14 protein-coding genes are annotated in these 11,043 nt (G+C 68.2%); 13 read left to right on the top strand and 1 reads right to left on the bottom strand.

The annotated features are described in order from the left end of the window. Positions 1–174 precede the first annotated feature (174 nt). From secY to truA, 13 genes are all read left to right on the top strand, one after another. The gene (gene secY, locus Psi01_RS00135; RefSeq protein WP_204061818.1) at positions 175–1,491 is read left to right on the top strand and encodes a preprotein translocase subunit SecY; all 1,317 of its coding nucleotides are present in this window, start codon (positions 175–177) and stop codon (positions 1,489–1,491) included. Then, positions 1,491–2,141 (top strand): adenylate kinase, encoded by a 651-nt coding sequence (locus Psi01_RS00140; RefSeq protein WP_204061819.1) that lies wholly within the window; start codon positions 1,491–1,493, stop codon positions 2,139–2,141. Before secY ends, Psi01_RS00140 begins: the two co-directional genes overlap by 1 nt. Positions 2,142–2,291: 150 nt before the next feature. Further along, positions 2,292–3,119: a type I methionyl aminopeptidase gene (gene map / locus Psi01_RS00145; protein WP_204061820.1), complete on the top strand. Its 828-nt coding sequence runs from the start codon at positions 2,292–2,294 to the stop codon at positions 3,117–3,119. Between the two features lie 32 nt (positions 3,120–3,151). Beyond that, complete coding sequence (locus tag Psi01_RS00150) at positions 3,152–3,589, top strand: DUF1707 SHOCT-like domain-containing protein (protein ID WP_373872455.1); 438 nt, start codon at positions 3,152–3,154, stop codon at positions 3,587–3,589. A 110-nt stretch (positions 3,590–3,699) separates the two neighbouring features. Beyond that, positions 3,700–4,170 (top strand): hypothetical protein, encoded by a 471-nt coding sequence (locus Psi01_RS00155; protein ID WP_204061822.1) that lies wholly within the window; start codon positions 3,700–3,702, stop codon positions 4,168–4,170. 347 nt (positions 4,171–4,517) lie between these two features. Next, complete coding sequence (gene infA / locus Psi01_RS00160; RefSeq protein ID WP_012887858.1) at positions 4,518–4,739, top strand: translation initiation factor IF-1; 222 nt, start codon at positions 4,518–4,520, stop codon at positions 4,737–4,739. Positions 4,740–4,764: 25 nt separating this feature from the next. Further along, on the top strand, positions 4,765–4,878 hold the full coding sequence (gene rpmJ, locus Psi01_RS00165) for a 50S ribosomal protein L36 (RefSeq protein WP_003956441.1): 114 nt from the start codon (positions 4,765–4,767) through the stop codon (positions 4,876–4,878). 211 nt (positions 4,879–5,089) lie between these two features. Further along, on the top strand, positions 5,090–5,470 hold the full coding sequence (rpsM, locus tag Psi01_RS00170; protein WP_204061823.1) for a 30S ribosomal protein S13: 381 nt from the start codon (positions 5,090–5,092) through the stop codon (positions 5,468–5,470). A 48-nt stretch (positions 5,471–5,518) separates the two neighbouring features. Beyond that, on the top strand, positions 5,519–5,923 hold the full coding sequence (rpsK, locus tag Psi01_RS00175) for a 30S ribosomal protein S11 (protein ID WP_020542285.1): 405 nt from the start codon (positions 5,519–5,521) through the stop codon (positions 5,921–5,923). Between the two features lie 20 nt (positions 5,924–5,943). Beyond that, a complete protein-coding gene (rpsD, locus tag Psi01_RS00180) occupies positions 5,944–6,570 on the top strand; it encodes a 30S ribosomal protein S4 (RefSeq protein ID WP_068896557.1) in 627 nt (208 codons plus the stop codon). Between the two features lie 99 nt (positions 6,571–6,669). After that, entirely contained in the window at positions 6,670–7,686 is a 1,017-nt protein-coding gene (locus Psi01_RS00185; RefSeq protein ID WP_203877444.1) for a DNA-directed RNA polymerase subunit alpha, read from the top strand. Positions 7,687–7,773: 87 nt separating this feature from the next. After that, positions 7,774–8,325 (top strand): 50S ribosomal protein L17, encoded by a 552-nt coding sequence (gene rplQ / locus Psi01_RS00190; protein WP_204061824.1) that lies wholly within the window; start codon positions 7,774–7,776, stop codon positions 8,323–8,325. A gap of 77 nt (positions 8,326–8,402) precedes the next feature. Continuing rightward, complete coding sequence (gene truA / locus Psi01_RS00195) at positions 8,403–9,302, top strand: tRNA pseudouridine(38-40) synthase TruA (protein WP_204061827.1); 900 nt, start codon at positions 8,403–8,405, stop codon at positions 9,300–9,302. A gap of 261 nt (positions 9,303–9,563) precedes the next feature. On the opposite strand, the gene Psi01_RS00200 is transcribed toward truA, so the two are convergent. After that, positions 9,564–10,550 carry a hypothetical protein gene (locus Psi01_RS00200; RefSeq protein ID WP_204061825.1) on the bottom strand — a complete coding sequence of 329 codons (987 nt, stop codon included), beginning with the start codon at positions 10,548–10,550 and terminating at the stop codon, positions 9,564–9,566. Positions 10,551–11,043: the final 493 nt, after the last annotated feature.

An 11,043-nucleotide genomic window follows, 5' to 3' on the forward strand; every position in this document is an offset into this window, starting at 1 on the left:
GCATGACACGAGGCGCGGGGGCTCGCAATGGGCCCCCGCGCCCGTGGTGCGTTAGAGTTCGCTGGACAGTGAGTGTCAATTCATTTTCCACGCGCTCGTCGACTTGAGATACAAGATGGACCACCCCCGCACCATCGCTGACCGACCTCGCCTTTCAGGCGCGCAGGAGGGACCGTGCTGACCGCGTTTACCCGAGCGTTCCGTACGCCGGACCTGCGTAAGAAGCTGCTCTTCACACTGGGCATCATCGCGCTTTTCCGTCTTGGTTCGGTTCTTCCGACCCCGGGTGTACACACCGAGAACATCGCCCTCTGTCTGAAGGACGCACAGGCGGGCGAAGCGAGCAACATCTACGGAATGGTCCAGCTCTTCAGCGGCGGCGCGCTGCTGAAGCTGTCGGTGTTCGCGCTGGGCATCATGCCCTACATCACCGCGAGCATCATTCTCCAGCTGCTGGTCGTGGTCATTCCCCGGCTCGAGGCCCTCAAGAAGGAGGGTCAGGCCGGCCAATCCAAGATCACGCAGTACACCCGTTACCTGACGGTCGCTCTGGCGATCCTGCAGTCGACGGCGTTCATCGCCCTGGCGCGCACCGGGCAGCTGTTCCCGGGCTGCCAGCAGGACGTCCTGCTGGACAAGGACAACGTCTTCTCCATCGTCACGATGGTGCTGACGATGACCGCCGGCACCGCCGTCGTCATGTGGCTGGGCGAGCTCATCACCGACCGGGGCGTCGGTAACGGCATGTCCATCCTGATCTTCACCCAGGTCATCGCGGTCTTCCCGGCCGAGCTGCTGCGCATCGCCCAGCAGAAGGGCGGCTTCGTCTTCGGCGTCGTCCTCGTGGTCGGCATCGCGATGATCGCCCTGGTCGTCATGGTCGAGCAGGCGCAGCGCCGGATCCCGGTGCAGTACGCCAAGCGCATGGTCGGCCGTCGGATGTACGGCGGGACCTCGACCTACATCCCGCTGAAGGTCAACCAGGCCGGCATCATCCCGGTCATCTTCGCGTCCTCGCTGCTCTACCTCCCGCAGCTGATCACGACCCTGTTCACGAACTCCCAGGAGGAGCCGAACGCGGTCGTGCAGTGGATCAGCACGAACCTGGTCACCGGCGACACCCCGGTCTACATGATCACGTTCTTCCTGCTGATCGTCTTCTTCACCTACTTCTACGTGTCGATCACCTTCAACCCCGTTGAAGTCGCCGACAACATGAAGAAGTACGGTGGTTTCATCCCGGGTATCCGCCCGGGACGCCCGACGGCTGAGTACCTGAACTACGTTCTTACGCGACTCACCGCTCCCGGCGCGCTCTATCTGGGCCTGATCTCGATGGTGCCGATCGTCGCGCTGGCCCTCGTCGGGGCGAGTCAGAACTTCCCGTTCGGAGGCACGAGCATTCTGATCATGGTGGGTGTCGGTCTTGACACCGTGAAGCAGATCGAGAGCCAGCTGCAGCAGCGCAACTACGAAGGCTTCCTGAAGTAGTGCGACTCGTACTGGTGGGGCCCCCCGGAGCGGGTAAGGGGACGCAGGCCCAGTTCATCGCATCGAACCTGTCCATCCCGAAGATCTCGACAGGTGACATCTTCCGTGCCAACGTCTCCGGCGGCACGGAGCTGGGCAAGCTTGCCAAGGAGTACATGGACCGAGGCGACCTCGTCCCCGACGAGGTCACCATCGCGATGGTCCGCGACCGCCTCTCGGAGGACGACGCGCAGGACGGTTTCCTGCTCGACGGCTTCCCCAGGAACGTGCCCCAGGCCGAGATCCTGAAGAAGATGCTTGCCGAGTTCGGCGTCGCACTGGACATCGTCCTGGAGCTCGTGGTCGACGAGGACGAGGTGGTCCGCCGCCTCGCCGGCCGCCGGACCTGCAGCCAGTGCGGGCGCATCTGGCACGTCGACTTCGACGACAAGAAGGACGACATCTGCGACGCCTGCGGCGGCCGCCTCTACCAGCGCGACGACGACAAGGAGGAGACTGTCCGGCGCCGCCTGGAGGTCTACCAGGAGCAGACCGCTCCGCTGGTCTCCTTCTACGCCGACGAGGAGATCCTGGTCGGCGTGGACGCCGCGGGCCCGGTGGAAGAGGTCACCCAGCGCGCGATGGAGGCCCTGGCGCCCTACGTGGACTAACGAGCCCCACGTGAACTGACGATTCGTCATCGGCACGCCACCCACGGACCTTTCCGTGGGTGGCGTGTTGTGTTCGGGAGTAGCTCCTAGGGCACAATCGGGGGAATTGAGCTCCCGAATTGCCTGTTTAATCACCCCGGGGGTGAACACGTGTTCAAGAAGAACAAGCACGGAATCCAGGTCAAGACGCCTGAGCAGCTGGAGAAGATGCGGGCCGCGGGCCTGGTCGTCGGCCGGACGCTGCAACTGCTGCGCGAGAGCGTGCAGCCCGGTATGACGCCCCTGGACCTCGACGCCATCGCCGAGAAGGCGATCCGGGACGAGGGGGCCATTCCCTCGTTCAAGGGCTACCAGGGCTTCCCCGCGACGATCTGCGCGTCGGTCAACGACGAGGTCGTCCACGGCATCCCCGGCGACAGCCGGAAGCTGCGCGAGGGCGACATCATCTCGATCGACTGCGGCGCGATCCTGGACGGCTGGCACGGCGACTCGGCGATCACGGTCCCGGTCGGCGAGGTGGACCCCGCGCTCACCGAGCTGATGCGGGTCACGGAGGAGGCCATGTGGCGCGGGATCGCCGCGCTCACGCCGGGCCGCCACCTGTCCGACATCGGGCACGAGGTGGAGAAGTACGTGCGCTCCCAGGGCCGCTACGGCATCCCGAAGGAGTACGGCGGGCACGGCATCGGCACCGAGATGCACATGGACCCCTGGGTCGCCAACCACGGCAGGCCCGGCCGGGGGCCGAAGCTAGAAGAGGGCATGTGCCTGGCGATCGAGCCGATGCTCAACCTGGGCACCGACCGCACCAAGGTGCTGGCCGACGACTGGACGGTCGTGACGATCGACGGCAAGGCCTCCGCGCACTTCGAGCACAGCGTCGCCGTGACACATAATGGACCATGGGTACTGACCGCGCTTGACGGGGGGAAAGAGCGGCTTGCCGACCTGTTGGGAGACGACGCGGGCCGTGCGTGAGCGGCCCGTGCGGTGAGCGGATGTGAGTGATGATGGCGACTGGTCCACAGATGCGGGCGTCGGACGACGACAGGGACAGGGTCGCCTCGGTGTTGCGTGAGCACTACGCACAGGGACGCCTCACCGTCGAGGAGTTCGACGAGCGACTGGAGCAGCTCTACGCCAGCAAGACCTACGGCGAACTGGCGACGCTCACCTCCGACCTGCCCGACGTCGACCTGCGCAAGCTGCCGACGGCCGCCCCCCGGCAGCCCGCCAAGCCCGAGGAGAGCCGGAGCAACCAGCTGGCCGCCATGTGGGCGCCCTGGGCCATCGCCAGCGGGGTCAACTGGGTGATCTGGCTGATCATCGGCCTGACGAGCGGCCTGGACTTCCCCTACCCTTGGCCCCTGTGGGTGATGGGTCCCTGGGGAGCGATTCTGCTGGTCAGCACCGTTCTGATCGGCCTGCGCAAGGACGGTAAGCCGTAATAGTGCACCCTCGTCACTGAGTGTGCATTCCTCCGCAGAACGGCGGACCGAATCTTCCTAACGTAAGCGGTGTCCGAACAGCAGGACCCCTTCACAGGAGGAAGAAACAAATGAGCAAGCTCCGTACCGTTCTCGCCGGAACCGCTCTGGCCGGCTCCCTGGCCGCCGGTCTGGCCGCGGCCCCCGCGGCGATGGCCGCGACCGCGGACACCGCGACCGCCGCCCAGCAGGCCCAGGCGCCCAAGAAGCACTTCTTCGGTCCGTACTACTCCAAGTTCGGCGGCGGCGAGAGCTTCGGCAAGCGGTCCTACTTCAAGGGCTACTGGTACAAGGACAACGGCCGCTACTGGTTCTTCGGCGACCTGTTCGACCGTGACCGTGACCGCGAGTACAGCTACGTGTGGTTCCGCTGGCACGACAAGTTCGGCACCCACACCAAGTACTACAAGACCTTCGGCCACCGTCACTTCGACAAGTTCGGCGGCTTCAAGAAGAGCAACGGCTTCGACGACTTCAAGATCCGCGTGTGCGAGGGCGACAACCGCTTCGACGACTGCGGTAACTGGGGCGACGCCTTCTGAGAACGGCGGCCGCTGAGGCGGCCCGCTGAACCAGGGGGGTAGCCGACTTCGGGGAGCCCGCCGGTGATTCGGATCACCGGCGGGCTCCTTCGCGTGCGCGGTCCGGACGCCGTGTGCAGCGGGGATACCACATGTGGTCCGGATAGGAGGTATCCTGATTAGCGGTTGTGTCAAGGTGCCGGCCGTCTGTTTCGCATTTCTTCGCCCGGTGCCGTACACTCCTCTTTCGGTTCACTATGACCATTGCGCATCGGCGGTGTCGCTACCGCCGCTCTCATCGAAGCGCGTGGTCGCGGCTGCTTAGTGTTCCGAAGCCTCAGACGACCGATCAGTGAAACGCGAGGGACATGGCCAAGAAGGACGGCGCCATCGAGATCGAGGGCACTGTGGTTGAGTCGCTCCCGAACGCCATGTTCAGGGTGCAACTCGACAACGGCCATAAGGTCCTGGCCCACATCAGCGGGCGGATGCGCATGCACTACATCCGAATCCTCCCCGACGACCGGGTTGTCGTCGAACTGAGCCCCTACGACCTCAGTCGTGGGCGGATCGTCTACCGGTACAAGTAAGCGTCTGAGGGACGAATAAAGGACTATGAAGGTCAAGCCGAGCGTCAAGAAGATCTGCGACAAGTGCAAGGTGATCCGCCGGCACGGTCGCGTCATGGTGATCTGCGACAACCTGCGCCACAAGCAGCGCCAGGGCTAGTCACAGACAAAGCAGGCCTTACGAGAGTCCGCTCCACGCAGCGGGCTCGTTCCATGTGGGGCCGACGGTAATCGCGGTTCACACCTGCGCAGGCGGCCGAGGCCGTACCACGCGGGAGACCCCCGGTCGGAGGCCGGGGCCCTCACCCCGGGCATTGGGGAGGGGTAGTGAATCGCAAGACCTCCGCCACAACGAAGGAGAATGCCCGACCATGGCTCGCCTGGTTGGCGTCGACCTCCCCCGCGACAAGCGGCTGGAGATCGCTCTCACCTACATTTACGGAATCGGCCGCACCCGCGCGCTCGAGACCCTGAAGGCCACCGGCATCAGCGGCGACCTGCGGGTCCACCAGCTCACGGACGAAGAGCTCGTGCCGCTGCGTGACTATATCGAGACCAACTTCAAGATCGAAGGTGACCTCCGCCGCGAGGTCCAGGCCGACATCCGTCGCAAGATCGAGATTCAGTGCTACCAGGGCATCCGGCACCGCCGCGGCCTCCCCGTGCACGGTCAGCGCACGCAGACCAACGCGCGCACCCGCAAGGGCAAGAAGAAGACCGTGGCCGGCAAGAAGAAGCCCGGCAAGAAGTAGTAGTCCGCGCAGCCGCAGGACCGAAGACCTCAGGAGTGAAGGCAAAGAATGCCTCCTAAGAGCCGTCAGGGCGCCCCGAAGAAGGTGCGCCGCAAGGAGAAGAAGAACGTCGCTCATGGGCACGCCCACATCAAGAGCACGTTCAACAACACGATCGTTTCGATCACCGACCCGAACGGGAACGTGATCTCCTGGGCCAGCGCCGGCCACGTCGGGTTCAAGGGCTCCCGTAAGTCCACCCCGTTCGCCGCGCAGATGGCCGCCGAGAACGCCGCCCGCCGCGCCATGGAGCACGGCATGCGCAAGGTCGACGTCTTCGTCAAGGGCCCCGGCTCCGGCCGTGAGACCGCGATCCGCTCGCTGCAGGCGACCGGTCTCGAGGTCGGCTCCATCCAGGACGTCACCCCCGTTCCGCACAACGGTTGCCGTCCGCCCAAGCGCCGTCGCGTCTGACGCCCAGGAGATAGAGAAAAATGGCTCGTTACACGGGTGCGGACTGCAAGCTCTGCCGTCGGGAGAAGGTCAAGCTCTTCCTCAAGGGCAAGAAGTGCGAGTCCGCGAAGTGCCCCATCGAGATCCGTCCTTACCCGCCGGGTGAGCACGGCCGCGGTCGTCCGAAGGAGTCTGAGTACCAGCTCCAGCTTCGTGAGAAGCAGAAGACCCGCCGCATCTACGGCGTCCTCGAGAAGCAGTTCCGCAACTACTACGAGGAAGCCAACCGCAAGGGCGGCAAGACCGGTGAGAACCTCCTCCAGATCCTGGAGAGCCGTCTCGACAACGTGGTCTACCGCGCCGGTTTCGCCGAGTCCCGCGACGCCGCCCGCCAGCAGGTCCGTCACGGCCACATCCTGGTGAACGGCAAGAAGGTCGACATCCCGTCGTACCGCGTCCGCGAGCACGACATCGTCGAGGTCCGCGAGCGCTCGCGCAACCTGCTGCCCTACGAGGTGGCGCGCGCCACCGCCGGCGACAAGACCTTCCCGGCCTGGCTGGGCGTCGCTCCGGAGGCCATGCGCATCCTGATCCACCAGCTGCCGGTCCGTCAGCAGATCGACACGCAGGTGCAGGAGCAGCTGATCGTCGAGCTCTACTCCAAGTAGCGCTCACGTAGGTGCCGTGCGGTTCGCCGTACGGCACCTATGCTGTTATTACCGAGCGGCGTCAAATAGCGGGCGCCGCACGTCCAGGGGAGAACCCACATGCTGATCGCTCAGCGTCCCACCCTCCTCGAGGAGAACCTCGAGGAGAACCGGTCCAAGTTCATCATCGAACCGCTGGAGCCGGGCTTCGGCTACACCATCGGCAACTCGCTGCGGCGCACGCTGCTGTCGTCCATCCCGGGCGCGGCCGTGACCAGCATCCGCATCGAGGGCGTGCTGCACGAGTTCTCGACCGTCCCGGGCGTCAAGGAGGATGTCACCGACATCATCCTGAACCTCAAGGAGCTGGTCGTCTCCTCCGAGCACGACGAGCCCGTGGTCATGTACCTGCGCAAGCAGGGCCCCGGCGACGTCACCGCCGCCGACATCGCGCCCCCGGCCGGCGTCGAGGTGCACAACCCCGAGCTGCGCATCGCCACGCTGAACGGCAAGGCCAAGCTGGAGATGGAGCTGACCGTCGAGCGCGGCCGCGGCTACGTCTCCGCCGCGCAGAACAAGCAGCCGGGCCAGGAGATCGGCCGCATCCCGATCGACTCGATCTACTCCCCGGTGCTCAAGGTCACCTACAAGGTCGAGGCGACCCGTGTCGAGCAGCGCACCGACTTCGACCGCCTGATCCTGGACGTCGAGACCAAGCCGAGCATGAAGCCCCGCGACGCGGTGGCCTCCGCCGGCAAGACCCTCGTCGAGCTGTTCGGTCTCGCCCGCGAGCTGAACGTCGAGGCCGAGGGCATCGACATCGGCCCGTCGCCGACGGACGCGGCCCTGGCCGCCGACCTGGCGCTGCCGATCGAGGAGCTGAACCTCACCGTCCGCTCCTACAACTGCCTCAAGCGCGAGGGCATCCACACCGTGGGTGAGCTCGTCGCCCGCAGCGAGCAGGACCTGCTGGACATCCGCAACTTCGGTGCGAAGTCCATCGAGGAGGTCAAGCAGAAGCTGCACGAGATGTCGCTGGCCCTGAAGGACTCTCCGCCCGGGTTCGACCCGACCGCGGTGGCCGGTGGCGGTTACGACGACGACGACAGCGCGTACGTCGAGACCGAGCAGTACTGATGTGCCCAACGGGGGCCGCCACGGCCCCCGGCCCGACCCCGGTACCTCACACGGCCGGGGCGGGTTAACTCTCAAGGAGAACACGCAATGCCCAGGCCCACCAAGGGTGCCCGTCTCGGCGGCAGCCCGGCCCACGAGAAGCTGATCCTGGCGAACCTCGCCACCCAGCTGTTCCAGCACGGCCGGATCACCACCACCGAGGCCAAGGCCAAGCGCCTGCGCCCGCTGGCGGAGAAGCTGATCACCAAGGCGAAGAAGGGCGACATGCACAACCGTCGCCAGGTGCTGACGGTCGTTCGCGACAAGAGCGTCGTCCACCACCTCTTCACCGAGATCGCGCCCACCTTCGCCGAGCGTCCCGGCGGCTACACCCGCATCACCAAGGTCGGCCTCCGCAAGGGCGACGCCGCCCCCATGGCGGTCATCGAGCTGGTGTCCGAGCCGCTGAACCAGGTCCGCGTCTCCAAGGCTCCGGCCGCCGCCGCGGCGACCGCCCCGGCCGCCGAGGACACGACCGAGGACGTCGCCGAGACCCCGGCCGAGGAGGTCACCGAGGCTCCGGCCGAGGAGACCGCCCAGGCCGAGGAGTCCGCCGAGGCTCCCGCCGAGGAGACCGAGGCCAAGAAGGACAACGCCTGATCCGTCAGGCCGTGCGGACGGGCCCGGCATCCCCTTCTGGGGTGCCGGGCCCGTTCCCGTTCTCCGGGAGGAACATCGTGGTACGGCTGCGCCTGGACCTCGCCTACGACGGCACCGACTTCTCCGGCTGGGCCAGACAGCCGGGCAGGCGGACGGTCCAGGGAGAGATCGAGGACGCCCTCGCCAGGATCCTGCGCCTGCCCGCCCCGCCCGCGCTGACCGTGGCCGGGCGGACCGACGCGGGGGTGCACGCCCGGGGCCAGGTGGCCCACGTGGACCTGGAACCCGAGGCGCTCGCGGCGGTGGACGGCCGCCGCGGCCGCCGGCCGTCCCCGGGGACCCCTCCGGAAGGGCCCGGGGAGCCGGCGTCCGAGGAGCTCATGGCTGAGCGGCTCTCCAGTCTGCGCAGGAGGCTGGGGGGCATCCTGGATCCGGACGTCAGGGTTCATCGCGTCACGGTGGCTCCTGAGGGCTTCAACGCGCGGTTCTCGGCGATGTCCCGGCGCTACGCCTACCGGGTCTGCGACGCTCCGGGCGGTGTGGACCCGCTGCGCCGCCGCGAGGTCGTCTGGTACGCCCGCCCGCTCGATCTCGACAGGCTCAACACCGCCGCGGCCCGCCTGCTGGGCGAGCACGACTTCGCGGCCTTCTGCAAGAAACGCGAGGGCGCCACGACCATCCGCGAGCTGCAACGGCTCGACTGGGTCCGGGAGGACGGCATCCTGGTCGCCACCGTGGTCGCCGACGCGTTCTGCCACTCGATGGTGCGGGCGCTGGTCGGCTCGCTGCTCGCCGTGGGAGAAGGCCGCCTGCCCGTGGAGTGGCCCGGCCAGGTGCTCGCCAGAGCCGTACGGGACTCCGCGGTGCACGTCGCCCCGGCCCACGGCCTCTGCCTGGAGGAGGTGCGCTATCCCGGGCCGGAGGAACTCGCCGGCCGGGCCGCCGCCACCCGCCGGGTCCGCACCCTCGGCGGCTGAGCCGTACCCGGTGGGGGCGTTCCCGAGCAGGATCCCGGCCCTCCATCGGGATGCGCGTCCCGGGGAGCATGGGCCTCGACCTTCGGGGACGCGTCGGATAGGGGCTTTCGAGAGCAGGCCCCGCCCCGCCGGGTCCGTGCTCTCGGCGGCTGGACCGTACCCGGTGGGCGGGGCGCGTCCGGGTCGGAGGCACCCCGCCGGGCGGGTCGGCGGATGAGGCGGCGCCGATGGGACGACCCGGCGCCGCCGGGGTGATCGGGGTCAGTCGGTGACGCGGCGTTCGACGGCCTTGGCGGTCTGGTCGCGGAAGGCGCCGCTGACCTTGCCCAGGCCCTTCTCCTTCGAGGTCGGGGTGTGCCCGTCGGCGAAGGTCGCGTAGCTGAACACGATGTAGCGGCCCCACACCAGCCCCGCGGCGTAACCGCCCGCGATGTGCACGCGCTCGGCCCCGGTGCCGCTGTCGCCGGGCAGGCCGCGGAACCACAGGTTGTCCTCGAGGTTCTTCGCCTGGTCGACCTTGACGGCCGACTCGCGGGTGGGCAGGACCGCGACGCCGGTGGTCACGGCGTACTTCTTCTTGCCGTCCACGTAGGTCGCCCGCAGCACGCGGCGGCAGTCACCGGCGCGCAGCGCGGTGGCGAACGCGCCCGCCGCGGCCTTGTCGCAGTCCTGGGTCATGTGGGTCTCGACCAGGGTGAACGTGGTCTTGCCGATGGTCACCTTCTTCTTGAAGGCGTCGCCCACGCTCATCCTGCCGGGATCGGTCAGCTCGGAGTTGAGCTTGGCCGTGTCGGCGGGGGAGGGGGCGGCGGACGGTTCCACCTGCTCGTCGAGGGGACCGCTGGGGAGCGGTACGGACGTGGCGGCCGAGGAGGTCTTGCCGGAGCCGAACGACTGGTAGGCGAAGAAGGCGCCGGTCCCGATGCCGACCACCGCGATCGCCACCCCCGCCGCCAGCAGCGCGGTCTTCCCCCGGCCCTTGGCGGGCGACGCGGGGGTTGAGGCCGGAGCGCTCGGAGTGACGGCCGAGATCGGCTGGAACGGTCCCCGCTCCACCGCCGCAGAGTCGCCGGCCGAGGGGGCCGGGCCGCCGGGGGCAGGCGGCGGGATCAGCGGGCGGCCGTCCGGAGCGGTGGGCGGAAGCGAGGCCGGCAGCCGCCCTCCCGGAGGCGGAGGCACCGCGGGGAGCGTGGCCGTCGGCGTGATCACGGGGATGCCGCCCGGAGGAGTCGGATAGTCCACCGGCATGCCGGACTGCTCCTCAGGCGGAACCGGACCACCGTCCTGCACCGGAACGGGGGAGCCCGGACCGTTCCCCTGCGGCGGGACCGGGAGCTGGACGGTCGAACCTTCTCCCTGCGGCGGGACGGGGAGCTGGACCGTGGAGCCCTCACCCTGCGGCGGGATCTGGATCTGGCCCGGCGCCTGGATCGGAGGGGGCAGGACGTCCCCCGGCGTCGGGGCGGGCAGAACCGGGCCGCCGGCCTGCGGCGGGGGCGGCGGGACGTTCGGAGGGGCAGGGACCGGACCCTCGCCCTGCGGTGGGACGTGCGGGATCGGGCCGCTGTTCGGAGGCGCGACCGGCGGAACCGGAGCGTGTCCCTGCGGCGGGACCGGCTGGCCGTTCGGAGGCGGGGGGATGGGATCCTCGCCCTGCGGTGGGACGGGCGGGATCGGGCCGCTGTTCGGGGGCGCGACCGGCGGGATCGGCGGAATCGGGGCGTCGTGCTGGGGCGCGACC

Origin of the sequence: Paraplanobispora siamensis, from assembly GCF_016863175.1 — a bacterium.
GTDB lineage: Bacteria > Actinomycetota > Actinomycetes > Streptosporangiales > Streptosporangiaceae > Planobispora > Planobispora siamensis.

Excerpts from the sequence above, each read along its gene's own strand:
- rpsM (WP_204061823.1), top strand. The coding sequence starts at position 5,090 with ATGGCTCGCCTGGTTGGCGTCGACCTCCCCCGCGACAAGCGGCTGGAG.
- rpsK (WP_020542285.1), top strand. The coding sequence starts at position 5,519 with ATGCCTCCTAAGAGCCGTCAGGGCGCCCCGAAGAAGGTGCGCCGCAAG.
- rplQ (WP_204061824.1), top strand. The coding sequence starts at position 7,774 with ATGCCCAGGCCCACCAAGGGTGCCCGTCTCGGCGGCAGCCCGGCCCAC.
- infA (WP_012887858.1), top strand. The coding sequence starts at position 4,518 with ATGGCCAAGAAGGACGGCGCCATCGAGATCGAGGGCACTGTGGTTGAG.
- Psi01_RS00155 (WP_204061822.1), top strand. The coding sequence starts at position 3,700 with ATGAGCAAGCTCCGTACCGTTCTCGCCGGAACCGCTCTGGCCGGCTCC.
- rpsD (WP_068896557.1), top strand. The coding sequence starts at position 5,944 with ATGGCTCGTTACACGGGTGCGGACTGCAAGCTCTGCCGTCGGGAGAAG.
- Psi01_RS00150 (WP_373872455.1), top strand. The coding sequence starts at position 3,152 with ATGGCGACTGGTCCACAGATGCGGGCGTCGGACGACGACAGGGACAGG.
- Psi01_RS00185 (WP_203877444.1), top strand. The coding sequence starts at position 6,670 with ATGCTGATCGCTCAGCGTCCCACCCTCCTCGAGGAGAACCTCGAGGAG.
- Psi01_RS00200 (WP_204061825.1), bottom strand. The coding sequence starts at position 10,550 with ATGCCGGTGGACTATCCGACTCCTCCGGGCGGCATCCCCGTGATCACG.
- rpmJ (WP_003956441.1), top strand. The coding sequence starts at position 4,765 with ATGAAGGTCAAGCCGAGCGTCAAGAAGATCTGCGACAAGTGCAAGGTG.